Annotated in this window: 23 protein-coding genes and 1 pseudogene; 12 read left to right on the plus strand and 12 right to left on the minus strand. The window is 65.1% G+C overall.

From position 1 onward, the window contains the following. The first annotated feature begins 109 nt into the window (after nt 1–109). Together gmd and MNBBLIKP_RS11490 are read left to right on the plus strand one after the other, a co-directional pair. Nucleotides 110–1,174, plus strand: coding sequence for a GDP-mannose 4,6-dehydratase (gene gmd / locus MNBBLIKP_RS11485; RefSeq protein WP_088310392.1), 1,065 nt, complete (start codon nt 110–112; stop codon nt 1,172–1,174). Beyond that, on the plus strand, nt 1,174–2,127 hold the full coding sequence (locus MNBBLIKP_RS11490) for a GDP-L-fucose synthase family protein (RefSeq protein ID WP_088310393.1): 954 nt from the start codon (nt 1,174–1,176) through the stop codon (nt 2,125–2,127). Before gmd ends, MNBBLIKP_RS11490 begins: the two co-directional genes overlap by 1 nt. A 4-nt stretch (nt 2,128–2,131) precedes the next feature. On the opposite strand, the gene MNBBLIKP_RS11495 is transcribed toward MNBBLIKP_RS11490, so the two are convergent. From MNBBLIKP_RS11495 to MNBBLIKP_RS11510, 4 genes are all read right to left on the minus strand, one after another. Further along, the gene (locus tag MNBBLIKP_RS11495; protein ID WP_088310394.1) at nt 2,132–2,677 is read right to left on the minus strand and encodes a hypothetical protein; all 546 of its coding nucleotides are present in this window, start codon (nt 2,675–2,677) and stop codon (nt 2,132–2,134) included. Nucleotides 2,678–2,781: 104 nt separating this feature from the next. After that, nucleotides 2,782–3,297 (minus strand): demethoxyubiquinone hydroxylase family protein, encoded by a 516-nt coding sequence (locus MNBBLIKP_RS11500; protein WP_088310395.1) that lies wholly within the window; start codon nt 3,295–3,297, stop codon nt 2,782–2,784. Then, on the minus strand, nt 3,294–3,764 hold the full coding sequence (locus tag MNBBLIKP_RS11505) for a disulfide bond formation protein B (RefSeq protein WP_088310396.1): 471 nt from the start codon (nt 3,762–3,764) through the stop codon (nt 3,294–3,296). Before MNBBLIKP_RS11505 ends, MNBBLIKP_RS11500 begins: the two co-directional genes overlap by 4 nt. A 4-nt stretch (nt 3,765–3,768) precedes the next feature. Continuing rightward, nucleotides 3,769–5,157 carry a S41 family peptidase gene (locus tag MNBBLIKP_RS11510; protein ID WP_088310397.1) on the minus strand — a complete coding sequence of 463 codons (1,389 nt, stop codon included), beginning with the start codon at nt 5,155–5,157 and terminating at the stop codon, nt 3,769–3,771. A 234-nt stretch (nt 5,158–5,391) separates the two neighbouring features. Here MNBBLIKP_RS11510 and MNBBLIKP_RS17790 point away from each other — a divergent pair, with 234 nt between their 5' ends. The 3 genes from MNBBLIKP_RS17790 (at nt 5,392) to MNBBLIKP_RS11520 (ending at nt 9,256) form a co-directional block, all read left to right on the plus strand. Beyond that, nucleotides 5,392–6,480: a hypothetical protein gene (locus tag MNBBLIKP_RS17790; RefSeq protein WP_140420595.1), complete on the plus strand. Its 1,089-nt coding sequence runs from the start codon at nt 5,392–5,394 to the stop codon at nt 6,478–6,480. Further along, nucleotides 6,477–6,887, plus strand: a complete 411-nt coding sequence (locus tag MNBBLIKP_RS11515; protein ID WP_088310398.1) for a hypothetical protein — start codon at nt 6,477–6,479, stop codon at nt 6,885–6,887. The genes MNBBLIKP_RS17790 and MNBBLIKP_RS11515 overlap by 4 nt, the downstream gene beginning before the upstream one ends. A 128-nt stretch (nt 6,888–7,015) precedes the next feature. After that, a complete protein-coding gene (locus tag MNBBLIKP_RS11520; RefSeq protein ID WP_088310399.1) occupies nt 7,016–9,256 on the plus strand; it encodes a CHASE2 domain-containing protein in 2,241 nt (746 codons plus the stop codon). A 226-nt stretch (nt 9,257–9,482) separates the two neighbouring features. Here the strand turns inward: MNBBLIKP_RS11520 and MNBBLIKP_RS11525 are convergent, their stop codons facing one another. From MNBBLIKP_RS11525 to MNBBLIKP_RS11550, 7 genes are all read right to left on the minus strand, one after another. After that, the gene (locus MNBBLIKP_RS11525) at nt 9,483–10,352 is read right to left on the minus strand and encodes a FecR family protein (RefSeq protein ID WP_176399750.1); all 870 of its coding nucleotides are present in this window, start codon (nt 10,350–10,352) and stop codon (nt 9,483–9,485) included. Between the two features lies 1 nt (nt 10,353). Further along, nucleotides 10,354–10,734 carry a hypothetical protein gene (locus tag MNBBLIKP_RS18075; protein ID WP_176399751.1) on the minus strand — a complete coding sequence of 127 codons (381 nt, stop codon included), beginning with the start codon at nt 10,732–10,734 and terminating at the stop codon, nt 10,354–10,356. 84 nt (nt 10,735–10,818) lie between these two features. Beyond that, nucleotides 10,819–12,036 carry a murein hydrolase activator EnvC family protein gene (locus MNBBLIKP_RS11530; RefSeq protein ID WP_088310401.1) on the minus strand — a complete coding sequence of 406 codons (1,218 nt, stop codon included), beginning with the start codon at nt 12,034–12,036 and terminating at the stop codon, nt 10,819–10,821. Between the two features lie 56 nt (nt 12,037–12,092). Continuing rightward, nucleotides 12,093–12,515, minus strand: coding sequence for a 23S rRNA (pseudouridine(1915)-N(3))-methyltransferase RlmH (locus tag MNBBLIKP_RS11535; RefSeq protein WP_088310402.1), 423 nt, complete (start codon nt 12,513–12,515; stop codon nt 12,093–12,095). 28 nt (nt 12,516–12,543) lie between these two features. Continuing rightward, the gene (gene rsfS / locus MNBBLIKP_RS11540) at nt 12,544–12,939 is read right to left on the minus strand and encodes a ribosome silencing factor (RefSeq protein WP_254913020.1); all 396 of its coding nucleotides are present in this window, start codon (nt 12,937–12,939) and stop codon (nt 12,544–12,546) included. 52 nt (nt 12,940–12,991) lie between these two features. Further along, nucleotides 12,992–13,666: a nicotinate-nucleotide adenylyltransferase gene (locus tag MNBBLIKP_RS11545; protein WP_088310403.1), complete on the minus strand. Its 675-nt coding sequence runs from the start codon at nt 13,664–13,666 to the stop codon at nt 12,992–12,994. Next, nucleotides 13,630–14,907, minus strand: coding sequence for a glutamate-5-semialdehyde dehydrogenase (locus MNBBLIKP_RS11550; protein ID WP_088310404.1), 1,278 nt, complete (start codon nt 14,905–14,907; stop codon nt 13,630–13,632). The genes MNBBLIKP_RS11545 and MNBBLIKP_RS11550 overlap by 37 nt, the downstream gene beginning before the upstream one ends. 162 nt (nt 14,908–15,069) lie before the next feature. Here MNBBLIKP_RS11550 and MNBBLIKP_RS11555 point away from each other — a divergent pair, with 162 nt between their 5' ends. From MNBBLIKP_RS11555 to MNBBLIKP_RS17795, 4 genes and pseudogenes are all read left to right on the plus strand, one after another. Beyond that, entirely contained in the window at nt 15,070–16,242 is a 1,173-nt protein-coding gene (locus tag MNBBLIKP_RS11555) for a M23 family metallopeptidase (protein WP_254913021.1), read from the plus strand. A gap of 4 nt (nt 16,243–16,246) precedes the next feature. After that, the gene (locus tag MNBBLIKP_RS11560; RefSeq protein ID WP_088310405.1) at nt 16,247–16,600 is read left to right on the plus strand and encodes a bactofilin family protein; all 354 of its coding nucleotides are present in this window, start codon (nt 16,247–16,249) and stop codon (nt 16,598–16,600) included. Between the two features lie 92 nt (nt 16,601–16,692). Beyond that, on the plus strand, nt 16,693–17,175 hold the full coding sequence (locus MNBBLIKP_RS11565) for an MmcB family DNA repair protein (RefSeq protein ID WP_088310406.1): 483 nt from the start codon (nt 16,693–16,695) through the stop codon (nt 17,173–17,175). 740 nt (nt 17,176–17,915) lie between these two features. Further along, nucleotides 17,916–18,649 (plus strand): annotated as a pseudogene (locus MNBBLIKP_RS17795) (IS5 family transposase). 494 nt (nt 18,650–19,143) lie between these two features. Here the strand turns inward: MNBBLIKP_RS17795 and MNBBLIKP_RS11585 are convergent. Beyond that, nucleotides 19,144–20,451 (minus strand): M20/M25/M40 family metallo-hydrolase, encoded by a 1,308-nt coding sequence (locus MNBBLIKP_RS11585; RefSeq protein WP_088310409.1) that lies wholly within the window; start codon nt 20,449–20,451, stop codon nt 19,144–19,146. Nucleotides 20,452–20,768: 317 nt separating this feature from the next. On the opposite strand from MNBBLIKP_RS11585, the gene MNBBLIKP_RS11590 reads away from it, so the two are divergent. The 3 genes from MNBBLIKP_RS11590 to MNBBLIKP_RS11600 all read left to right on the plus strand — a co-directional run bounded on the left by MNBBLIKP_RS11590 (nt 20,769) and on the right by MNBBLIKP_RS11600 (nt 25,512). Beyond that, nucleotides 20,769–22,439, plus strand: coding sequence for a DEAD/DEAH box helicase (locus tag MNBBLIKP_RS11590; RefSeq protein ID WP_088310410.1), 1,671 nt, complete (start codon nt 20,769–20,771; stop codon nt 22,437–22,439). Nucleotides 22,440–22,484: 45 nt separating this feature from the next. Further along, nucleotides 22,485–23,747: an MFS transporter gene (locus MNBBLIKP_RS11595; RefSeq protein WP_088310411.1), complete on the plus strand. Its 1,263-nt coding sequence runs from the start codon at nt 22,485–22,487 to the stop codon at nt 23,745–23,747. Between the two features lie 310 nt (nt 23,748–24,057). Further along, nucleotides 24,058–25,512 carry a PAS domain-containing protein gene (locus MNBBLIKP_RS11600; protein WP_088310412.1) on the plus strand — a complete coding sequence of 485 codons (1,455 nt, stop codon included), beginning with the start codon at nt 24,058–24,060 and terminating at the stop codon, nt 25,510–25,512. Nucleotides 25,513–25,516 lie beyond the last annotated feature (4 nt).

A 25,516-nucleotide genomic window follows, 5' to 3' on the forward strand; every position in this document is an offset into this window, starting at 1 on the left:
CCCGCGCGGCCCCGCGCAATTCAAGGTTGCCAAGGACAGCCCTTTGAGCAAGTGACGGTCAGCAATCTGCGGGTCCGCTTCAAGCGGCCTGTACCAAGGGGAAGTTTCAGTGACCGAGAAGACCGCGCTGATCACCGGCATTACCGGCCAGGACGGCGCCTATCTGGCGCGGCTGCTGCTTGACAAGGGATACCGTGTCCACGGGATCAAGCGGCGTTCGTCCTCGTTCAACACCAGCCGGATCGATGACATCTACGAAGATCCGCACAAGCCCGATCCCAAGCTGACGCTGCACTATGGCGACATGACGGATTCGACCAACCTGATCCGGATCGTGCAGGAAACCCAGCCGGATGAAATCTATAACCTGGCGGCGCAGAGCCACGTCCAGGTCAGTTTTGAAACCCCGGAATATACCGCCAATTCCGACGGGCTGGGCACACTGCGCCTGCTTGAGGCGATCCGCATCCTCGGGCTTGAGCGCAAGACGCGGTTCTATCAGGCTTCCACATCGGAACTCTATGGCCTGGTTCAGGAAGTGCCCCAGCGCGAAACCACGCCGTTCTATCCGCGCAGTCCCTATGCCGCGGCGAAGCTCTATGCCTACTGGATCGTGGTCAATTACCGCGAGGCTTATGGCATGTATGCCTGCAACGGGATCCTGTTCAACCACGAAAGCCCGCTGCGCGGCGAAACCTTCGTGACCCGCAAGATCACGCGCGCCGCGGCGGCGATCTCACTCGGGCGGCAGGAGGTACTCTACCTCGGCAACCTCGATGCCAAGCGCGACTGGGGCCATGCCCGTGAGTACGTGCGCGGCATGTGGCTGATGCTGCAGCAGGACGAGCCGGAAGACTATGTGCTGGCCACGGGCGAGACCAACACGGTGCGCCAGTTTGTCGAATGGTCGTTCGAAGATGCCGGGATTACGCTGGAATGGCGCGGGCAAGGGGCCGAAGAGCAGGGCTTTTGCACCAAAACCGGCGCGCTGCGGGTGGCGATCGATCCGCGTTACTTCCGCCCGACCGAAGTGGACCTGCTGATCGGGGATCCCACCAAGGCGCACCAGAAACTGGGCTGGAAGCATGAAACCCCGGTCCGCGAACTGGCCCGGGAAATGGTCCAGGCCGATCTGGAAGTGATGCGCGGCGCGGCGATTGGTCTGGGGAACTGATGGCGGGGCAATTCGACCTTGCGGGCAAGCGGGTCTGGGTGGCCGGCCACCGGGGCATGGTGGGCGGCGCGATTGTGCGGCGGCTGGCGGGCGAGAACTGCGAAGTCCTGACCGCAGGCCGCGAAGAGCTTGACCTGACCGACCAGCGCGCCGTGCTGGACTGGATGCGCCAGACCCGCCCGCAAGCGGTATTCCTGGCCGCCGCCAGAGTCGGCGGGATCATGGCCAATGCCAGCTTTCCGGTCGATTTCCTGCGTGACAACCTGCTGATCGAAACCGCGATCTTCACCGGCGCGCAGGATGTCGGCGTGGAAAAGCTGCTGTTCCTGGGCTCGTCCTGCATCTACCCCAAATTTTCCGACCAGCCGATCCGCGAGGAAGCCCTGCTGACCGGCGAACTGGAACCCACCAATCAGTGGTACGCCATTGCCAAGATCGCCGGGATCAAGCTGGCCCAGGCCTATCGCCAGCAATATGGCTGCGACTATATCAGCGCCATGCCGACCAACCTGTATGGTCCGGGCGACAACTTTGACCTCAATGCCAGCCACGTCCTGCCCGCGCTGATCCGCAAGGTCCATTTGGCCAAGCAGACCGGCGGCGCGGTCGAAGTCTGGGGCACCGGCACGCCGCGCCGCGAATTCCTTTATGTCGATGATTGCGCGGATGCCTGCGTTCATCTGATGCAGGGCTATTCCGGCGACAGCCACATCAATGTCGGTTCGGGCGAGGATATCTCGATCCTCGATCTGACCCGATTGGTGATGGACGTGCTGGACTATGCCGGCGGCGAAGTGGTGACCGATCCGACCAAGCCCGATGGCACCCCGCGCAAGCTGATGGACAACCGCCGGCTGCGAGACCTGGGCTGGTCACCCAAGGTTGACCTGCGCGAAGGCGTGGCGCGCAGTTACCAGGCCTTTCTGGCCGGCGATGGCCGCAACGCCGGGTAGTTAGCTAGTTCGGCGAATCGCCTTCGGGCTGGCCTGCGGCTTCGGCCTGAGCCTTTTGGCGGGCCTCGATCTGCTTTTCCAGTTCCTCGACGCGTGACTGCGTGTCGGCGGCGTCCTTGTCGATGGTCGCAAGCCGCCGGGCGCGTTCGGCCGCGATCAGTTCGCTGAAGCGGATATCGGGCGACGTCTTCTTTTCGGCATAGGCCGCGTCAATCAGCTTGCCCGAACAGCCGGTCCACCCGCCCGCACCCACCGGGGTGCAGCTCATCGTGCCGGTGCGGCCGACCCGTTCATAGGCCATCACCCGGTTGGTCCAGGCATCGTTCTGCGGTGAAGAGCTTTCACGCAGCGCCGACGGGATGCGATAGCGTTCAGCCTCGGCCTTGCGGGCGCAGACGGTGATGGTGTTTTCATCGTCGGCCGGGGGGCATTTGTCATCGCCATAGACGATCAGCTGGTTGACCTTAGGTTCGGGCACATCCTGCGCCGCGGCGGGCAAGGCAAGAGCCAGCGCCGGAACGGTCAGGGCGATGGCGAGCAACGGACGCATGGCAAACTCCTTGGTGCGGCAGGCCCCTATAGGCCAGCTGCGGACTGAATGACAGCTGAAGCGCGGCCGCGCCTTGCTTCTGGTAAACAAGCGCGCCCGGTCAATCAGATCCGTTCGGCCAGCCGGATCGCCGCGCGGCAGCCCAGCCGGATCGCGCCCGCCAGCAAGGGATAGGCTGGAGCCCGCTCAGCCCCCGCCGCCAGCGCGGCATCGCGGTGGGCGCGTTCATCATCGCGGAATTCGCGGATCGTGGCGGACAGTTCGGGATCGCTGTCACCCAGCTCTTCAAGCTGCTGAGTGTAATGCCGGTCGATCTCTTCCTCGACCGCCGCGGTGCAGGCCATCGCCGCTTCCGGCCCGATCAGCGCGGTTGCCGCACCTAGTGCAAAGCCCGCAATGTCCCAGAACGGCTGCAGCGCGGTCGGCCGCACGCCGCGCTCTGCAATCAGCGCGTCGAACCGCGCCTTGTGCTCCGCTTCCTGCGCCGCCATGTGCTCGATCGCCGCGCTGTGGGGTGATCGCGCACCCATCACTGCCAGCTGCCCGGCATAGATCCGCGTCGCGCCATATTCCCCGGCATGGTCAACCCGCAGCATGCGATCAGTCACTGCCTTGTTCATGGCCTGGCTCCGCGGCCCAGCAGCCGCAGGATCAGCCCTGCACTGGCTGTGGAAATCAGAAAGTTGAACCCCGCCAGGCTGATCCCCAGCAGCGACCACTGCACATCATCGCACCGCACGATCGGCGCATCCCAGATCGCGGCCATCGGATCGGCGGCGCCGGCGGTGGCCTTGGCGGTGCAGGCAGTCAGCCCTTCCCACCAGCCATATTCGACCCCGGCATGATAGGCCCCGATCAGCCCCGAGGCGAGGATCGCCAGCGCCGCCAGCGCGACAACCGGGCGTGACGGACGGACCATACCGACCAGCCCCAGCGCCAGTGCGGCGAAGTGCGGATAGCGCTGCCACCAGCACATCTCGCACGGGTAGAGGTTGAACACATACTGCCCGATATAGGCCCCGCCAAGCAGCGCGGCAGGGGTCAGCAGCGCGAGCAGCGCGGCCTGGCGCAAGGGTGCTGCGGACATTCGCCTACTTCCCCTTTGCGGCCAGGGCGGTCACGCCAGAGCCGGTGCGGCGCAGCGTCTGGACTGCGTAATAAAGCTGGAAGTCCTTGATACTTTTGGCCTTCAACTCTTCCGCCGTCATCTTGAAGCGCGGATCGTCCTGCGTGTCTTCTTCCAGCTTCTTGTCATCGATCGCCGCTTCGTTGACGAGGTGGCGGCGCAGGTCGCTTTCGCGCAAGGCCATTTGCGAGCGCCGCCGCGCATCGGGATCGGACAGCTGCGGCACGGCCACATCGGGCCGGATCCCGCCTTCCTGCACCGACCGGCCCGACGGCGTGAAATAGCGCGCCGTGGTCAGCTTCACGGCATGTTCGTGCCGCCCATCAAGATAGAACAGCGACTGGACCGAGCCCTTGCCAAAGCTGCGCTGCCCCATCACCAGCGCACGGCGGTGATCCTGCAGGGCCCCCGCGACGATTTCCGAAGCCGAAGCCGAACCTTCATCGATCAGCACCACCAGCGGCAGCCCGCGCGCCGTATCGCCCTTGAACGTCGCGGCCACGGCCGGGGGCAGATCGGGATAGTTGCGCATGTCATCGGCGCGGAAATACATATCTTCACCGGTGATCCGCCCGCGCTGCGAAACGATATCGCCGCTGGACAGGAACAGGTCCGACAGGGCCACGGCCTCTTCCAGGCTGCCGCCCGGATTGCTGCGCAGATCGAGCACCAGCCCGCCCAGTTTGCCGCCCGATTGCTTGCGCAGATCGGCGATCCCGTCGCGCACATAATTGCCGACGTCCTTGGAAAATTCGTTGACCGTCAACACGCCGATCGTGCCTTCCAGCGCCCAGGTGACGGGCTCCAGTTTGATTTCGCGGCGCGTCACGGTCACGTCGAACGGCTCATCCCGGCCGGGGCGGAACACCGTCAGGCGGATCTTGGTCCCGGCTTCGCCGCGCATCTGCGCCACGGCATCGTCAAGCGGAACGCCATAGATCAGCTTGCCGTCGAGGTGAGTGATATAGTCCCCCGCCTTGACTCCGGCTTCCGCCGCCGGGCTGCCGCGCAGCGGGCTGATCACCTTGACCGTTTCCTGATCCATCCCGACCGACAGGCCTAGCCCGGCATAGCCGCCATCGATCATGGTGTTGAGCCGTTCGAGCGAATTGCCCTCAAGATAGCTCGAATGCGGATCGAGCGAGGCCAGCATCCCCTCGATCGCGCCATTGATCAGCTTCTCGTCGTCAACCTTTTCGACATATTGCGCCTTGACCAGCTGGTACACGGTGGCCAGCCGCCCGAATTGCGGGCCCGAGCGCGCATCGACTGCCGCCAGCCCGGCCGTGGTCACCGGGATCAGGGCCAGCGCGGACGTGGCCAGCGCAGCGCGGAGCAAAAGGGCGGACTTCATCGGCGGCACTGCCTTTCGGATTGTCATGCCCCAACCTATCGCGCCGCGCAGGTTAACACCAGATGGATTGGCGAAATGGCTCCAAGTCTCGTTCATGACAGCCTTTGTCGGTGTCGAATAGCGACACTCCAATCGGAGCGCGCAGTTTGCAGCACGCAAAATGGAACATCCAACCCCAAATCTAGGATGTTGCCGTCCAAAGGCACACATGTATAATGAATTTGGAGGTGGGATTTGAAACTGGATTTGCCTAGCCTGCTTATTACAGCAAGTTATCTGGTGCTTTCGTGTAGCCCAGAGGCAATCGCTCGTGCGGAATCCTATCGCTCTGAGGCATCGACTGCGATCGTAGTAAATGGCCAAGAGCAGATCGAACTGAAGCAGGTAAAAGCCCTCGATGATGCGGTGGCCGCATATCAAGATCTGTCTAGCAATTGGTTTGTTAGCGAATTGTGCGACATTCGCGAACTCTGTGACGATGAAAAATTTAACGTCAAACTGACGAAAGAATACGTCCAGTTGTTTTACACGCCAAACCTTCAATTTATCATAGATACAAATGTCTCCAACAGCATAAAGCTTGCTTCGTTTCCAATTGCTGCGGTCAATCATGCGAATTATGTTGATATCGAATCTGTTTATAGCAGACGCCTTGACATTAGTTATGTTAAACTACAGAAATCGCTATCAATTTTAACCCAAAAAACCAATGAAAATCGACGATTTCTGTACAATTTCCCAAACGCGCAGGACAATCCATTTTTCCCTTGGCCACCGAAAACACCGAGCGATCTCGGTGACATCAGTGCCGATTTTGAAGTTAGAGGGTCTTTGGGGTCGATTGCCAATAGAATTAAACAACGAATCTCTCCAAAAGGCTATGATTCATTGCGGTACTTTAGCGTTCCGGGCGGCTTTGCAATGGTAACGGACCTAGAGAGGGTTGCGCGACATGGGTCAATTTCACCCGAAAATCGTTGGACAGTTGGAAAGCGAGGCGGTTTCGTTAGCATCTATGACTATTGGAACAAACTTTTAAAGGGTGAAAATGATCGGTTTAGGGTGTTTGTTTTTATAGTGACCGACGCTGACATTAGAAACGATCAAGCATTTGCAGATCAAGCTGACCTGAAAAATTGGAAGGCAATTGGCCGCCCGGGACTCAGTAATCAACGGTCAGCGGCAACGGCCTTGCCAGGAACTAAGGCATGGTTGTATGTCTACGAATTCAAGTCGAGTCGATCCAAGGATCCTGAACTGATCCAAAATGATCGGGATCCACTTCGTATGCGGGAACACAAGCAAGCACTGGGGCTGCCATGACCCACGAGATCGCCGTTCGGCGCCTGACCAAGCTCTGGCTCTTCGCGGCGATATTTTTTGCAGCATTCGCTTTTGCGCAAATGCTTGCTGGCAAATATGGTTCGGATTCAGCAATTCCTTTCAACTGGCTGAGCGCGCAAATCCTCCCAGTTGTCGGACTAATTCTTGCCGCCATATTTTCCTCACCATCCAACAAATGGAAAACATCGACTGTTGCTGGTAAAAAATATTTATTGGCGCTAGGCGCTAGCGTGGTGCAAATTGTCGCAATTTTGCTAACAATCCTTATAGAGCCTGTTTTGGAATTGTCTCCATTTGATATTTTCGACAAAACCATTGTGCTGTTTGGCATTTGGCAATGTGTGGTAACAGCTTGCGTCGGTGGTCTAATATTTGACGGTCGCTAAGACGCCCACTTCCATACGGACCATGCCCGGCGCGCGATATATGGCGCGTTTGCGGCTCGCCCATCATATTGCAACTCTAACGTGAAAATCAACTTGCAGTTCACGTTGTACCTTTTGCATGTAATCCAATGAAGCCGCGCGTGTGGCTGCGTCAGCACGGCATTGTGGTGCTGGCCGGGCTGCTGGCCATGCTGGCGGTGCTGGCCGCGCAGGTGCTGGGGCTGAGCTTTGGCGAGCGGGCCTGGCTGCTGCTGACGGACAGCTATGCCCGCGCGGCGCCGCGGGTGTGGCAGGATGCGGCGGTCAAAGTGGTCGATATCGACGATGAAAGCATTCGCCGGCTGGGCCAATGGCCCTGGCCCCGCACCGACATGGCCCGCCTGACCGACCGGCTGACCGGGGCCGGAGCTTCGGCGATTGCCTTTGACGTGGTCTTTTCCGAGCCGGACCGGACTTCGCCCGCCGCCTTGGGCGAGCAGCTGCGCCGTCAGGGCGCGGGCGCAGGCGCGATTGCGGCGCTGACTGCCCTGCCCGACAACGATGCCGAACTGGCCAAGGCCTTTGCCCGCGCGCCGGTGGTGGCGGGGGTCTTTCTGCTCAACGATCGCGCCGGGCCTGCGCTGGAATCCAAGGCCGGCTTTGCGATTGCCGGGTCTGCGCCGGTGAGCGGCGCACCGCGCTTTGCCCGCGCGCTGACCTCGCTGCCTGCGCTCCACGCGGCGGCGCCGGGCAGCGGCTTTGTCAGTCTGGCCGCAGCGGAGGACGGGATTGTCCGCGAGGTGCCGCTGATCGCCTATCAGAGCGATGCGCTGCAGCCCGCACTCTCGCTGGAAGCGCTGCGGCTGGCGCAAGGGGCCGGGGCGATCACGCTGAAGACCAGCGATGCCGGGGGCGAAGGCGGCGGCGGATCCGGGCGGATGGTCGCGGTCAAGGTCGGGCAGTTTGAAGTGCCGACCACGGCATCGGGCGCGCTGACCCTGCGCTATACCGCCGCGCGCCCGCCGCGCACGATCCCGGCCTGGCAGATCCTGTCGGGCGAACTGGCCGGAGCGGAGCTTGAGCGCGCGGTCGGCGGGTCGATCGTGCTGATCGGCACCAGCGCGATCGGGCTGCGCGATCTGGTATCCACCCCGATCCGCCAGCGCGAAGCCGGGGTCAATGTCCATGCCGAGGCGCTGGAACAGATGATCACCGGGCAATTTCTGGTCCGGCCGGACTGGGCGTCGGGGCTGGAACGCAGTCTGGTAATCGTGCTGGGGATCCTGCTCGCGCTGGTCCTGCCCCGGCTGGGCGCGGTGCGCGGGGCTGCGCTGGGGCTGGGGCTGGTCGCCGCGATGCTGGGGGCAAGCTGGTGGGCCTATGTCAGCCGCGGGTTCCTGCTCAATCCGGTCTGGCCGACACTGGCGCTGGTGCTGGTGTACCTGATCCAGACCGCGCTGGTATTCTACCGCGAGGAGCGGCGGCGGGCCTATATCCACAGCGCGTTTGACCGCTATCTCTCGCCCGAACTGGTGCGCCAGATCGCCGCCAGTTCCGAGCGGCTGGAACTGGGCGGCGAGGACCGCGAGATGACCGTGCTGTTCGCCGATATCCGGGGGTTCTCACGCATTTCCGAAGGGCTGGGCCCGCGCGAGCTGATCCGCTTCCTGATCGGGTTCCTGACCCCGATGTGCGACGTGCTGCTGGGGCGGCGGGCGACGATCGACAAATTCATCGGCGATGCGATTCTGGCCTTCTGGAACGCCCCGCTCGACGATCCCGACCAGCACGTCAACGCCGCGCGCGCCGCGCTCGACATGGCGGCGCGGCTCGATGCGCTCAACCGCGATCCCGCCGCGCGCGGGGCCGATCTGCCCTGGCCGGGCGAGGTCAGGATCGGGATCGGGCTCAACGCCGGGCCGTGCTGCGTCGGCAATATGGGTTCGGCGCAGCGCCTGTCCTATTCGCTGATCGGCGATACGGTCAATCTGGCCTCACGGATCGAGGGGCTGACCAAATATTACGGCGTCACCATCGCCCTGGGCAGCGCACTGGCGGCGCAATTGCCGCAATTCGCGCTGGTCGAGCTTGACCGGGTGCGGGTGGTCGGCCGCGATGCGCCCGAGGCGATCTTTGCACTGATCGGGGATGAAGCGGTGGCGGCGGGCGTAGAATTTATCGCGCTGCGCGATGGCTTTGCGGCGTTGCTGACTGCCTACCGCGCGCGCGACTGGGCCGGGGCGGAACGGGCGATTGCGGAGCTGTCGCCAGGAGCGGCGGCGTTTGGGCTGGGCCAGACGTTGGAACTGTTCCGGAGCCGGACTGCAGCGCTAGCACTTGATCCGCCTGCGGAAGGTTGGGACGGGGTGTTTGCGGCGACGGAGAAGTAAGAGGGAACGGCTGCAATTAGCGGAGTGCTGGATTGTTCCGGACCCTTGCAGAAGAACAGCTGGACCCCGGATCAAGTCCGGGGTGACGGGGTGTTCTTTTGGCTGAAATTACGTTTCACCTCGAAAAGCGAACTCGGCTGGAATGTTGGGGGAAGCTGGCAAAGCCCTCGCCCCATCAGGGGAGAAAGTAATCTCCGCAATGTTGTCGTGTCCGCACAGCCACTCTTCAATAACACTGCCCCGTCACCGGATCGCGGCGCACGCAGGCGTTGGGTGTTGTCCCGCCCGAACCTCCTCCGCCGCCGCCCAGCACCCCGGCGGCGGCCGCGCCGACCCCGAGCAGGGTCCGCAGTGTCTTGCCGCTGTCACGCGCCAGGTCGGGGAAAATCGCGTCGCGCAGTTTGAGCAGGCCTTCCTGGCTGATCGTGAACGGGCCGACCGGTGCCGCGCCCGCGCGCGGAACGAAAGCGGCCAGCATCGGCGTGGTCAGATCGAGCGTACCGCCGCTCGACGCCACAGAGATCGCGCCCGGCTGGGCATCGCCCTGGCTGGCCGCGCCGGGGCCGCGCAGCACCACCAGCGTGGCATTGTCCTTGTCGGCATCCTTGGCGGCGGCGCGGATCGTCTCACCCTTGATGATGTCGATCGCGGTCTGGCCGATCGCCCCTTCGACAATCGTGCCGCGAATCCCGATCGTGGCGACCGGCGTGCCGATGGAAGAGCCGCCCATCGCGTTGGGGCGGCCGGACATGAACCGGAACGCGCCTTTGGCCACAGTCGCGCCCATCGAGCGGCCGCGCGCAGGATCATAGACGAAGCGGTCGATGGTCAGGCGGGCATTGGCACCGATCGAGAACACCGAGCGGTCCAGCAGCATCAGCTGCAGCTGGCTTTGCTTGCCGGTCTGGACCAGATCGGCAATCGCCACGCGTTCGCGCAGGGCCACCTGATGCGGTTTGGGCGCGCGGACATTGCTGAGCTTTGCCTCACGCACCACGGCCGAGGCGGTGCCGACAGCTTGCGCCAGCGCCGGGGTCGCGCAGGTCAGGCCCAGCGCGAGCAGCGCGCCGCAGCGGATGAGAATGCGCACGGCCATGCTATTTCGCTCCCTTGGTAGCGGCTGCGGGGCACTGCGCGGTTGCGGCCTGCCAGTCCGCTTTCTTGAAGTCGCCTTTGCGGAGCAGCGAGAATTCGGCTGTGGCCCCGCCGGGATCATCCAGCCGACACAGCAGCGCGGCATGCAGCAGCCGCGCGGGCTGTGACTTGCGGTCCAGAAACAGCGCGCGTTCGCTTGACGCCAGTGCTTCCAGCAATTGCCCGGCGGCGGCCTGTTGCCGCGCTGTGTCGAGCGTCTGCGCGGCGGTCTGGCTGCGGGCCAGCGCCTGTTCCAGATCGTCAATCGGTTCCGCCTGCGCTGCGCCGGTACCCGCCAGCGCCAGCCCGGCGGCCAGACAGGTTTTCAGAAGTTTCAATGCCATGGCGCTCTCCCACCTGCGGCGAGACGATAGAGCGCGGAGCGCCAACCGCAAGGGATTTGCGTGGCGCTGTGGGCCGGGTCAGCCTTATCCGCGCACGAATTCCAGCGGGTTCACCGGCTGCCCGCTTTGCCGCAGTTCAAGCGTGATCACCGGGCGGCCCTGACCGGCCGTGCCCAGCGGGGCGGCGGTGACCAGTTGCTGGCCGACGCGGGTGTTGAGTTCGGCCAGACCGGTGATCAGGCTGGTCCAGCCGCCGGGGTGTTCCAGAATCACGATCAGGCCGTAACCCTGATAGGGCCCGGCGAAGACCACCCGGCCCGCCGCGGGGGCGACTGCCTGAGCCCCGCCGCGCACCGCAAGGGTGATCCCGCGTGAAGCGGGGCGGCCGGGCTGGCTATCACCGAACCCCGCAACCAGCCGCCCGGCGAGCGGGAGCATATAGCCCGGCGGCGGCGGCGCAGTGGTGGCGGCGGGCAGGGGGGCATCGGCGGCGGTCTGGGCGCTTTGCGGCTGGGCCGGGCGCAGCACCGGACCGGGCAGCGCGGCGAGCTGGCTGCGCAGCGCCCCGGCCTTGGCCAGATCGCCGATCAGTCCGGTCAGATCGCGCGCCTGTTCGGCCAGCGCCAGCGCGCGTTCGCTTTCCCGGTCCGCCACCCCGCTTGCCTCGCGGCTGGCGAGGCGTTGCTGGCTTTCGAGCGCGGCGAGCGACTGGCGGCGCGCGGCAAGGTCACGCTCGCTGGCGCGCAGGGCATCGCTCGCCTGCCGGGCCTGGGCCTGGAGCGCGCGGCCGCGTTCGATCTCGGCGCGCAAGCCGGCGGTGCGGCGTTGGACTTCGGGCAGCATGGTTTCCAGCACGGCGCGCAAATAGACCGCCTCACGCAAGGAACCCGGCCGCAGCAGCGACAGTACCGGCGGGCGGCGCGAGAGGCGTTGCAGCGCGGCGGTCAGCTGGACCACCGGGCGCTGGCGTTCGGCCAGCCGCGCCCGCAGGCCAGTGCGCTGACGCTCAATCAGGACGATCCGCGCCTCGTTGGCGGCAATCGCGGCTTCACCCTGCTGGATCCGCGCGGCGACGGCGGCGCTTTCCTGCGCGGTCTTGTCAGCCTGGGCGCTGGCGCTGGCGGCATTGGCTTCGAGCGATTCGGCCCGCAGCCGCGCGGCCTCGCCCTGGGCCTGCGCTTCGGCCAGGGCCTTTTGCGTATCCTCGACCGTATCGAAAGTCAGCTGCCCGCGCGCAACGGCCCCGCCCAGCGCAGCCAGCGCGGCGAGAGGAAGCAGGACAAGGACCGGGCGGAACTGCATGGGGAGCCAGCCTTAGAACCTGTTGGCGCAAATGGGAATCGCTTCGTCGCCGATCGTCAGCCCGAACGGTGATAGGGATGCCCCGCCAGAATGCTGGTTGCGCGCCACAGCTGTTCGGCAAGCATCGCGCGGGCGAGCATGTGCGGCCAGGTCATGGCGCCGAACGCGATCAGGAGGTCTGCTTCGTCCCGCGCTTTGGCCCCGTGGCCATCGGCGGCTCCGATCAGGAAACGCGCCTCGCGCACCCCGTCATCGCGCCATTTGCCGAGCAGGGCCGCAAATTCCTCGGAAGAGAGCTGCCGCCCGCGTTCATCAAGCAGAACTTCGCGGTATGGGCTGAGCGGGGTGGGGAGCGCGCCGCCCGTATCGGGCAGCTCGGTCAGCTTGAATGGCCAGGCGATCCGCCTGGCATAGCGATCGACCATGTCCGCCTCGGGCGAACGGCCGATTTTGCCGCGGGCGATGATGTGCAGGCGCATGGATCAGCCGGCCAATGCAGGCAGACCGTCAGGCGTTGCCCGAATCGCCGAATGCCCACATCCGTTCAAGGTTGTAGAAGCTGCGCACTTCGGGGCGAAACAGGTGGACCACCACGTCGCCGGCGTCGATCAGCACCCAATCAGCCGCGGGCAGGCCTTCGATCCGGCAGTGGCCAAAGCCTTGCTGCTTGATCCGTTCGGCCAGCTTCTGCGCCATGGCCGCGACCTGGCGTGTCGAGCGGCCCGAGGCGATCACCATGTGGTCAGCGATCGAGCTCTTGCCCTCAAGCGGGATCGAGACGATGTCCTGCGCCTGGTCATCATCCAGCGATTGCAGCACGGCAGCGTGAAGCGAACCGGGCACAGCGGCGGGAAGCGGGGCAGGGGTTCCGGCGGGGGCCGGATTGGGCTCAGCAGGCGTCATGAAAAGGGGATCGGCTCCAATGGGCGGGCAGCGCAAGCGAGCGGCGCGCCGCTCATGCGATGTCGGGATCGACGGGATGGTGCGTCAGCGGATCGCGGCTGGCCTGCCCGGAAAAACGGGCGGCCCAGTCTGGATCGGCGTGGCGCAGGGCCGTGGCCGATCGTGGATCCGGATCGAAACGCAGTTGTATCAGCGCGGGGGCGCTCCATCCTGCCCGGTGCTTCAGGCTGGCTGCGGATCGCCGGTAACGACCAAGCCAGGCCGCCGCGGGGCTCGCGGCTGCACGGGCATCATAGCCCGGACGCGCGATAACCGCAATCGGCATGAGCCGGGCGATATCGCGCCAGTTCTTCCACTGGTCGAACTGGGCCAGATTGTCGCTGCCCATCAGCCAGACAAACCGCAATTTGGGGTAGCGCCGGGCGAGCTTGCGCAAGGTATCGACGGTATAGCGCGTGCCGAGCTCGCGCTCGATCGCTGTCGCGCGGATCGGCGCGCCCCGCGCCATCGCCTGCGCCGAGGCCAGCCGCGCGGCGAGCGGGGCCATACCTGCCTTTGGTTTCAACGGGTTACCGGGGGAAACCAGCCACCACACCTCATCCAGCCCGAGCGCCGCGCGCGCAAACAGGCTGATCCGGCGGTGCCCGCCATGGGCCGGATTGAACGACCCCCCGAGCAGGCCGATGGTGGTCAGGGTCTGATCTGCCCGGTTCCCCGGACGAGCCATTTGTAGGTGGTGAGCCCTTCCAAGGCGACCGGCCCACGCGCGTGGAGCCGCCCGGTGGCAATGCCGATTTCCGCACCCAGCCCGAATTCGCCGCCATCGGCGAACTGGCTGGAGGCATTGACCATCACGATCGCCGAATCGACTTCGGTCAGGAAGCGCTCGGCAATCGCCCGATCTTCGGTCACCACCACGTCGGTGTGGTTGGAACTGTGCGCCGCGATATGCGCCAGCGCCGCGTCGAGCCCGTCAACCACCGCGACCGAGAGCACCGCATCAAGGTATTCGGTATCCCAATCCGCGTCCGTGGCCGCGCCGATCCGCGAATCGAGCGCGCGGGCGCGGGCATCGCCGCGCAGTTCGCAACCCGCATCAAGCAGCGCGCCGACCACGGCCTGGCCAGCCGGAAACTGCGCATCCAGCAGCAGCGTTTCCATCGATCCGCAGATCCCGGTGCGGCGCAGCTTGGCATTGAGCGCGATCGCCTGCGCCTTGGCCGGATCGGCGGCGGCATGGAGATAGGTGTGACAAATCCCGTCGAGGTGGGCGAGCACCGGCACCCGCGCATCGGCCTGAACCCGCGCGACCAGGCTTTTGCCGCCGCGCGGGATGATCATGTCGATCAGCCCCGCCGCCGTCAGCATCGCCCCGACAGCCGCGCGGTCCTGGGTCGGGACCAGTTGCACAGCCGCCTCGGGCACGCCCGCACTGGCCAGACCGCGCACCATCGCGGCGTGAATCGCATGGTTTGAGCGCACCGCCTCGCTCCCCCCGCGCAGCACCACGCCGTTGCCCGAACGCAGGCACAGCGCGGCGGCATCGGCGGTCACATTGGGGCGGCTTTCATAGATGATCCCGATCAGCCCGACCGGCACCCGCACCCGGCTCAGCTCCAGCCCGTTGGGGCGCTGCGCGGTATCGATCACTGCGCCGACCGGATCGGGCAGATCGGCCACGGCATCGATCGCCGCCGCGATCCCTTCAAGCCGTTCGGGATCGAGCCGCAGGCGGTCCAGCATGGCCCCGGACAGGCCGTTTTCCGCGCCTTTCGCCATGTCGAGGGCATTGGCAGCAAGCACCACTTCAGCATCCGTCCGCAGCGCCGCTGCGGCGGCGTGGAGCGCGCGCGCCCTGGCCGCCGAATCCATCCGCGCCAGTTCCCGCTGCGCCGCACGGCCAGCGCGGGCAAGCTGATCGATCAGGACCACGGCAGGGTCGGCAGGCGGATTCGCGGCGGCGTTCATGATGGCGCCGCGCCTAGCACCGGGATGAACGATTGTCAGCTACGCAAACGACTCGTCGCGCGAGTCCTTCGATTCAACGACTCCGTCCTCCGGGAGATTCGCTAAGACCTTGTTAAGGTGCTAGCGCGCGGCAACTTAAATCTAAAGGGACGCGGGGTCGCCTTGCAGAAATTGGCCGAAGGGCGGTTTATCGACCGTCTGCGGGCCTGGTTCCCGGACCGTGAATTTTTCATGCGGTCCGAAGGACAGGTTCGTTTTATCAAGCTGTCATCGCGGCTGCAGATGCGCGTGGCCGGCCTTGTGGCCGTGCTGCTGCTGGTCTGGGTGCTGTCGATCGGCGGCATGGCCATATCGCAATATCTGACCGCGCGTGACCGGCTGAGCCTGCTGGACCGCGAAGCCAAGGTAACCAGCGCGGAAAGCCGCGTTTCCGCCTATCGCGGCGATCTGGGCAAAGTGCAGCAAGACCTGCAAAAGCGCCAGGAATTCATCGAAAAGCTGGTCCAGACCCACCTGGGTGATCTGCCGCGCGATGCCAAGGCCGGGGAAACTGTTTCCAACAGCACGGGCGCTGCTGCCGAAACGGTCAAGAAGGTTTCGGCCGCCCTGCCCGAGGCCGGCGGACTGGCCCTGATCGAAGCCCGCCAGCTGACTTTCGTCGAAGCTTTGACCCGGATGGCAGACCGCCGCGCCGCCCAGGCCGAGTCGCGACTCGCCGCGCTGGGGCTCAACCCGCAGGCGATGCTCGCCTCGCTTGATGACCGCGACGCGCAGGGTGGTCCGCTGATTCGGCTGGCGAGCGAGCCCGATGGCTCGATCGATCCGCGCTTTGAACGGCTGGGGCTGAGCCTGGCGCGGATGGATGCGCTGGAACGTTCGGTTGCAGGCCTGCCCCAGGCGCTGCCCGCGAACTTCGAATATATCTCGTCCGGTTTCGGGTTCCGCGCCAATCCCTTCACCGGCGGCGGCGGCGAATTCCATCCCGGGCTTGATTTCAAGGGCCCGCACGGCGCGCCGATCTATGCCGCCGCGCGCGGCACGGTCAGCTTTGTTGGCCAGCGCAGCGGCTATGGCAACTGTGTCGAAATCGATCACGGCAACGGGCTGGTCACACGCTATGCCCACATGTCGGGCTTTCGCACCGTGGTGGGCAAAGTGGTCAAGCCGGGTGAGCAGATCGGCCTGATCGGCAGCACCGGCCGCTCCACCGGGCCGCATCTGCATTTCGAAGTCCGGCTTGGCGACCGGCCGGTCAATCCCCGCCCCTTCCTTGAGGCTGTGCCCCATGTTCTCGAAAAAATCAGCGCCGCAGACGGTGCGCAGCCAGCAGGATAGACAGATGGCCGGATCGACCTTTTCCGTGTTCGGTGCCGACACCCGGATCAAGGGTGATGTCCAGGCCGGAGCTGACCTGCATATTGACGGCGGCGTAGAAGGCGATGTCACCTGCACTTCGCTGGTTCAGGGTGAAAGCAGCCTGATCGAAGGCGCGATCCGCGCTGAAAGCGCCCGCCTGGCGGGCACGGTCAAGGGCACGATCACCGTGCGCGAACTGGTGGTGCTCAAGACCGCCCGGATCCACGGCGACGTGCATTATGATGCGCTGACGATCGAACAGGGCGCGCAGGTTGATGGCCGGTTCGCCCCGCGTGCGGCAGGGGTTGACGATACGGTAGTAGCGATCAACGGCTAGAATCTGTTTCCGTGAGACGGAAACGGGGAACACCGGCTCGCTCCCGGCTGGCAATGGTTGCAAAGTTCCCTTTTCGTTCTTAAACTGCGGGCATGACTGCAGCACCAGTTCCGGATGATTCGTTCACGCGAGAAGCGCAGGCCGTGGCGCGCGGGATCGGGCGGCTGTTTGCCCGCAATGACATCTGGTGCCTGCCGGAAATGCCGCTGCGCAATGGCCGCCGCGCCGATCTGATGGGGATCGATGCCAAAGGCCATCTGGTGATCGTGGAAATCAAGGTCGCCCGCGCCGATTTGCTGGGCGATGCCAAATGGCCCGATTACCTGGATTTTTGCGACCGGTTCTATTGGGGACTGGCCCCGCATCTCGACCGCGCCTGTATGGAAGATCCGGCATTCCTGCCCGAACGCTGCGGGCTGATCGTGGCTGATGGCTATGACGCGGAAATCCTCCGCCCTGCCGCCACTGTCCCACTCGCCGCCGCCCGCCGCAAAGCCGAAACCGAACGCCTCGCCCGCGCGGCCTTGCGCCGCCATCACGGGTTTATCGATCCGGGGCTGGCCGGGCTGGTTTGAGAGACCGGTTAAGGGGATTCACGCAGAGACGCAGAGGCGCAGAGATGGCGCGCTGGGCCGCAGGCTCATTCACTTCTGACAACCTGCCGTTTGCCGAATGGTCGGCGATCGCAAGCGACTGCGCCGCGAGCACTACCCCTCTGCGTCTCCGCGTCTCTGCGTGAATCCTTCTTCCCCAAGCCGAAAACCCCAACACCGAGCGAGGCCTTAGGCGGCGTGGACAAATTGGGCGACCGATACCTGCAGAACTAACCTGAGGCTGCGTCAACGACGACGAGCATCATCAGTCCGAAGTAGGCGGCCAGTGCAACGCAATACAGGGCACCGGTCATCCAGAACCAGAAGGGGCTTGTCGCTCTGATCACGGGCTGCCCTCGTGATGGCATTTTGCCAGTTCGTAGGCCGACGAAAAGCATGGTTCCGAGCAAGAGCGGGATGAATAGGAACGCGCAGCTTCCCAGAAGCGCTCGCCAATCAAGGGGCCATGAGCCCGTAATCATTGCCAGCGCACCCGGCAAGGCTGCGATACCAGCATAAGCTGTCAGTAGAGCGACCCGTTGCGGCCACGTCCAATCCCACCATATCATCGCTCATGATTACCCCGGCACCTTCGCGTAATCAACGAATGGTGATCTGAACACGATTGACGCCAGCCGAATGGGTTGATTCAAGGCTGCCTTTTGGAGGCCGGTTTGGGCAGGGGCGATCTTACTGAAGCGGAATGGCGCATTTTGAAGGGCTTGCTGCCGATTGAACCTGAAAACCGTGGCCGCGGCAGGCGTCCCGAGCAGAACCGCTCGATCATCAACGGCATACCCTGGCGGCTCCGGTGTGGAGCGCCGTGGCGGGACGTCCCGCCCAAATATGGCAGTTGGAACACGATCTATCGCCGGTTCCGACGATGGAGCGAGGCTGGGGTTTGGGAAACCGTTGCCGTGACACTCGCCGAAGTCATGGCGGACAGCGGCCACTACAGCATCGGTAGCACCACCGTTCGCGCCCATGTGTCGGCAGCGGGCGGAAAAGGGGGACTCATCGACGCGCTCTTGGCCGCTCGCGGGGCGGGTTCACCAGTAAGCTTCACTGCCTGGCTGATGCCCTCGGACGACCGCTCGCTTTCATCCTGACGGGTGGTGAAGCGGCAGATTGCAAAGCGTCTGACGCTCTGATCAGCCTGCCCGAACGTGCGCCCGATGCGCTGCTCGCCGACAAGGGCTACGATGCTGATGCGATCCGTGCCGACCTTGCCGGACGGGAGATCGAAGCGGTCATTCCCGGTCGGTCAAGCCGCCGCGTGAAAATCGAACATGACCGGGCGCTATACAAGCAGCTCAACCGCATCGAACGGATGTTCGGATACCTCAAGATCAACCGCGCCATCGCCACCCGCTACGACCAACTTGCCAACAGCTTCCTTGGAATGGTCCATCTCGCCCCCGCCAGATACTGGCTCAAATTTGTCCACGCCGCCTAGGCCGATCCCGGACCAATTGAGCCGATTTGAGAAGCCGTTAAGGGGATTCACGCAGAGACGCAGAGGCGCAGAGATGGCGCGCTGAGCCGCAGGCTCATTCGCTTCCGACAAGCCGCCGTTTGCCGGAAGCTCAGTGATCGCAAGCGGCTGCGCCGCAATCGCTACCCCTCTGCGTCTCCGCGTCTCTGCGTGAACCATTCAAGCCTGAAGTCCCCGGCAAATGCCCGCCGGAAAAGATTTTCCTACACGCCGCCACGCTGGTATGATTCGCGCTGCTCTTTGAACTTGTGGATCTTGTCTGGATCGGCGTCGCCCATGGGGCAGACGCCTGCTTTTTGCTGCCCCGTGCGGCCGGGAACGGGGCAATATTTTTCAAAACAGGGCAAGTGTCACCTTGTTTGCCCTATCTTGCTGATTTAAAACCGGAACATGCCCGGACAGGGTGTCACCTTGGTGTCACCTTGTCATCCGGCCGCCTTAGTAATATCAAAGGTTTAGCGCGATGGTTCGCGTGACAGGCGTGACATCAGCAGCGCTGCGCGCTTGGCCTGGCGCCACAGGCTAGGCAGATCCATCACCTCGTTCGCGGTGTGATCGCCCTCGCTCGCCGGGCCCAGCCCGACCAGGCTGTCGACATCGGCGGCGACGAAGCTGATGTCCCCGGCCCCGCGCTTCAACGGATCGAGCGCGCCCATCGGTTCCAGCCCCAGCGTGGCGTTCACCAGGTTGAGCTTGTCCAGCAGCGCGCGGTTGCCCGGCGTCGGGGCCATCGGCGGGTACTTGCCGTCAAAAGTCAGCGCCGCGCTGCCGCCGTTGAAGGGGCGGGCGACGATTTCGCGCATTTTCGCTTCGGCCCGGGCGATCGATTCGGGCGTCAGCGCGCGCAGATCGCCGCTGGCGATGGCAATGCCGGGGATGATATTGCTTTTGCCCGCCGCGCTGGCATTGGCATCGTTCGCCGCGATTTCCGCGCTGGCCCCGCCGGTAATCATCCCGACATTGAAGGTCAGGTTGGGTTCGGGCAACTCCTTGCGGAAGGACGTGAGGATTGCCGCGAGCGGATAGATCGCCCCTTCGCCGGCCGCTTGCGAAAAGACCCCGCTCGAATGCCCGCTTTTCGCCGTGACGGTAACTTTCCACCCGCCCGCCGAGCGCCGCGCGATCGAGCCCATGTCCTTGCCGCCGTCGCGCGCCAGCCCTTCGAAATCGAGCGCGACATCGGCGCGCTTGCCCGCCGCGACCAGATCGGCACGCGCGGCTTCCAGCGGCAGCCCGGCGTCTTCCTCGTCCCCGGTCAGCACCACTTCGATATTGGCGTCCCTCAGCGTACCCGCCCGCGCCATCGCCCGCAGCGCGGCGAGCATGGCAATGTCCCCGCCCTTGTCATCGGCCACACCCGGCCCGGCGACGGTATCGGCGTCCTTGCGGCTGAATTTCTGGAACGGATGATCGGGTTCGAACACCGTATCGAGATGCCCGATCAAGAGCAGCCGCTTGCGCCCGGCCTTGCCCTTGTGCGTGGCGATCAGGTGCCCGGCGCGGCCGACACCGGCCTGATCGACCCAGCGCACGGTGAAGCCCAGCCCCTCGAATTCCGGCACCAGCAGGTCGCGCACCTTGCGCACCCCATCAAGGTTGCGGCTGCCCGAGTTCTGGTTGACCAGCCGTTCCAGCAAGGCCAGCGAGCGCGCCTGTTCGGCATCGACGGTCTGGATCATGACTTTTTCCTGCGGCGTCGGCGGCGCGGCCAGCGCGGGCGAGGCGGTGAGGAGAGCGGCGGCGAGAATGAGGGTGCGGGTCATGGGGACAAGGGTAGGGGCAGGCCCGCCTCCCCGCAATATGCTTTGGCTGCCGGGGCCTTCCCATCCCGCCGCCGCGCAATTATCTTGCAATTTCCCGCAATCTCCGCTAGCAGCCCCTCAGCAATCGGCGCGCGGGCCTTGTTCCCGCCGCAGTCCCGGCAGCGTGAGGTTGGCGTTTCAACGCCTGACCAGCCCGGACTTACGGTCGCCGTTATCGCTGAAGCTTCCTTCTTCACGCAGGGTCGCATCTAACGACACCTCGCTTCGCGGCACGGGACCATTCCGTGCGCGCCGCTTTATTTTTGTGAGATTTTTCAATGTCCTATTTTTCCGACCTTGGCCTGGCCGAGCCTTTGCTGCGCGCGCTTGAGACCAAGGGCTATGCTGACCCGACCCCGATCCAGAAGCAGGCGATCCCCGCGCTGCTGCAGGGCCGCGATCTTTTGGGCATTGCCCAGACCGGGACTGGCAAGACCGCTGCGTTCTCGCTGCCTTCGCTCCACCGCCTCGCCGCCGATCCGCAGCCGCGCAAGAATGCCGCCTGCCGGATGCTGGTGCTGAGCCCGACCCGCGAGCTGGCCGCCCAGATCGCCGAAAACATGCGCGGCTATGCCAAGTACCTCAACCTGTCCGTGCAATGCGTGTTCGGCGGCGTGCCGGTGGGCAAGCAGGCCCGCGCACTGGTGGGCGGGACCGACATTCTGGTCGCCACCCCGGGCCGCCTGCTTGACCTGATCGACCAGCGCGCGCTGACCCTGCGCCATGTCGAAATCTTCGTGCTCGACGAAGCCGACCAGATGATGGACCTGGGCTTTATCGTGCCGCTGAAACGCGTTGCCGCGATGCTGCCCAAGGAACGCCAGAGCCTGTTCTTTTCGGCGACCATGCCCAAGGCGATTGCCGATCTGGGCAAGCAGTTCATCAACAACCCGGTCCGCGTCGAAGTGACCCCGCAGGCCTCGACCGCCGAGCGGGTCGATCAGTTCGTCACCTTCGTCAACCAGTCCGAAAAGCAGGCGCTGCTCTCGCTGCGGCTGCGCGCCGGGCTGGCCGATGGTTCGATCGAACGCACGCTGGTGTTCACCCGGACCAAGCACGGCGCTGACCGCGTTGTCCGTCACCTGTCCACCGCCGGGGTCAATGCCGCGGCGATCCACGGCAACAAGAGCCAGGCCCAGCGCACCGCCGCGCTGCTGGCGTTCCGCAAGGGCACCACGCCGGTGCTGGTCGCGACCGACATCGCCGCGCGCGGGATCGACGTGACCGGGGTCAGCCACGTGTTCAACTTTGAACTGCCCAATGTGCCTGAACAATATGTCCACCGCATCGGCCGCACCGCGCGCGCCGGGGCGGACGGGGTGGCGCAAAGCTTTTGCGCACCGGACGAGAAGGCCTATCTCAAGGACATCGAGCGCCTGACCGGCGTGAAGCTGATGCCGCAACCGCTGCCGGAAGACTTCCAGAAGGAAGCCGCCCGCCTGCCGCTGCCCACCCGCAAGCCAGCCGAGGCTGAACAGGACGCCCGGCGCGACGAACGCGATGCGCGCGGCCGTGGCGGCGCGCGTGGTGGTGGCGGTGGTGGTCGCAGTGGCGGCGGCCAGCGCGGCAATGGCAACCGCAGCCCGGGCGGGCAGGGCCGCAACGGCCAGCCGCGCGACACCTGGCTGCGTAACGACCGCCAGGGCAGCGCGCCGGCGCGTGGCCCGGTGTTCAACCCGCTTGCCGCCGAAGGGCGCGGCGCGGTGGAAGACCGTCCGCACCGCGATGAACGCCCCGCCCCGCGCGGTGACCGTTCGGCCCAGCCCCGCGCGTTCGGCGAACTGCCCCGCCGCGACAGCCAGCCGCGCGCCGAGCGTCCGGCCGGTGAGCATCGCGGTGACCGCCCCGCCCACCCGCGCGGCGATCGCCGTCCGGGCGGCGGCCAGGGTGGTCAGGGCCCGCGCGGCAATGCCCAGGGCGGCCGCAGCCCGCACCGCGGCCGGGGCTGATTCCCAACCCTTGCATCACCCGCTCACCCTGCCTAACCCGGCCGGGTGAGCGATGACGCGCCAAGCCCTGCTTCAACCGGCCTGACTGCACCCGGCCGGGCGCTCGCGCCGTTCCGGTTCCCCGCTTTCCGCGCGATCTGGACCGCGAACCTGGCCAGCAACCTCGGCTCGATGATCCAGTCGACCGCGGCGGCCTGGCTGATGACCGACCTGACCCGGTCGCATCAGCTGGTCGCGCTGGTCCAGGCTTCGGTCACCATGCCGGTGATGCTGCTGGGCATCTTCGCCGGAGCCATCGCCGACAATTTTGACCGCCGCGCGGTGATGCTGTGGGCACAGTGGGCGATGCTACTGCTGTCCGCCGCGCTGGCGCTGATGACCTGGCAAGGGCTGGTCGGCCCGTTTTCCCTGCTGGCCTTCACGCTGGCGGTCGGCTGCGGCACCGCGCTAAACGGCCCGGCCTGGCAGGCGTCGGTGCGGATGCAGGTTGGCCCGGCAGACTTGCCGCAAGCGATCTCGCTCAACACCATCGCTTTCAACCTGGCGCGTTCGGTTGGCCCGGCGCTGGGCGGAGTGCTGATTTCGCTGACCAACCCGGCGATGGCCTTTGCGCTCAATGCGCTCAGCTATCTCGCGCTGATCGTGGTGCTGATGAACTGGCACCCCGAACACCCCCCGCGCGAACGCCAGCCGATGCTGGCCTCGATCGCGGCAGGCCTGCGGTTCTGCGCGGGTTCAAGCCCGGTGCGGCGCGTGCTGACCCGCGGCTTTGCCTTCGGCTTTGGCGCGGCGGGCTATCTCGGCCTGCAGCCCTTGCTGGTGCGCGAACAATTGCACGGCACCGAAACCCAGTTCGGACTGGTGCTGGGCGCGTTCGGGATCGGTTCGATCGTGGTCGCGCTGTGGATCTCGCCGGTCCGCCGCCGGTTTGGCAGCGAGGCGGTGGTGTTCGTCTCAACCCTGATTTTCGCGCTGACCCTGCTGCCAACCAGCACGATCACCAGCCTGCCCGCGCTGCTGGTGCTGGTGCTGATTGCGGGCGGGGCCTGGGTGGCGACGCTGACCAGCCTGAACGTGGCGATGCAGCTGCGCTCGCCCGAAGCGATCCTGGGGCGCTGCCTGTCGATCTATCAGGCGGTGACTTTTGGCGGCATGGCGCTGGGTGCCTATGCCATGGGGCTTGCTTCTGACGTGGTCGGGCTGAGCCAGGCGGTGCAGCTTTCAGCCGCCCTGCTGATCGCCAGTCTGGTGCTGCGCTGGTTCGCACCGATGCCCGGGCCCGACGAAGGCCGGGTGAAGGTGGTTTAACGGGGGAGGAAGGGAGTCCTTGTCCGCCTGACGGCGGTGCGGGAATGCCATCCGGCATTCCCTGGCCTGGCCGGCCCACTCCCCCGGCCCAACCACCCGTTTAAGGTACCCTGTGGGTGGTTGGGCCGGGGGANGGCCGGGGGAGTGGGCCGGCCAGGCCAAGCTGATCGCGGAGGCGATCAGCGCACCCAACAAGGACTCTTTCCCGTACCGCCGTGAGGCGGAAATAACTCATCCAGCGCAACTTAACCCTTCGTTTACCATGTTGCGCCACAAGGGGTCTTGAAAAGGGACTTCTTGGGGAACCCGCATGGATACGTATCGGGGCAATTTCATCGATCGCATGGACAGCGATACGCCGGACTATGATTACGAGGACGACGAAATCGCCCGCGAAGTGCCGCCCAGCCCGGTAGGGCAGGACGAGCGCCGGATGCAGGTGCGCGCCTATAATTTCTGGGCCAGCCTGCTCGATGGCCGCAGTTTCCCGTCGATCGAGGATCTCGATCCCGAAGACCTGCCCGATTTCGGGCCGCATTCGGTCCTGCTCGATTTTACCGGCGGGCTTGAAAACCCGTCGATCCAGTTCCTGGGCGACAAGCTGGCCCTGGAATGCGGCGCCGAAGGGCCGATCGAGACCCTGTCCGACGTGCCCAGCCGCTCGCTGCTTTCACGCATCACCGATCACTATATGCAGATTCTGGCCAATCAGGCCCCGATCGGGTTCGAGGCCGAATTCGTCAACCAGCGCGAACAGACGATCCTCTATCGCGGGATCCTGCTGCCGTTTTCGAGCGACGATGACACGATCGACTTTATCTATGGCGTGATCAACTGGAAGGAACTGGCCGACCAGCGCACCACCGATGAACTGCTGCTGGAAATCGATCAGGCGCTGGAAAGCCCGGCGGCGCGCCGAGACGAACCGCTGACCGACTGGGCCGATGGCCCGGCGGACCAGCAATCGACCGGAGACCGTCTGGCCGCCATGGCCGCTGCGATGACCGCCGGCGAGGACGAAGACGAAGACGTGCTGGATCTCGCCAGCCTGGCTCCCGCCGCGCCGGGCGGGCTGCAAATGCCCGATCCGGTATTTGCCACCAATGACGATGACTGGGGCAGCCTGCCCGCACTGGAAGTCAGCGAACCGGACCCCGAAGCGATGGGACTGGGCGATTGGCTCGCCTCGGCCCGCGAACTGGCCGAAGCCGCACGCGGCAGCGAAGACCGCACCCGCACCGCGCTTTATGCCGCGATTGGGCGGGCTTATGACTTCTCGATCGCCGCTGGCGAACGCGAAGACGAATTTGCCGAACTGGTCGCTGACAGCGGCCTGACCGTGCAGGACCGCGCACCGATGACCCCGGTGGTCAAGCTGGTGTTCGGCGCCGAATACGACAAGACCCGCCTGACCGAATATGCCACCGCGCTGGGCCATGCCCACCGCGTCGGGCTGGGCCGGGGCGAATTGGCCAGCTATCTCGCCCAGGCCCCCGGCGGGCTCAAGGGCGTGGTCACCGAGGAACGCAAGTTCAAGCGCGCCGACAGCGGCAAGCCGGTGGACGCGCGCGAAACCCCGCGTGAAGCGCTGGCCCGCAAGCTGCGCAAGATCGAACCGCAAGGCTTCGACGCGATCGATCCCGAAGGCAGCGAATTCACCCTGCTCATCGCCCGCCGCCTGCCTTCTGGCGAAGTGGTACTGGTAGGCGAAGTGCCCGAAGACGTGCCCCTGCTGGAAAAGGCCGCGCGCCGCCTGCTGGGCTAACCAT

Origin of the sequence: Novosphingobium sp. B 225, assembly GCF_002198665.1 — a bacterium.
Classification (GTDB): Bacteria; Pseudomonadota; Alphaproteobacteria; order Sphingomonadales; family Sphingomonadaceae; genus Novosphingobium.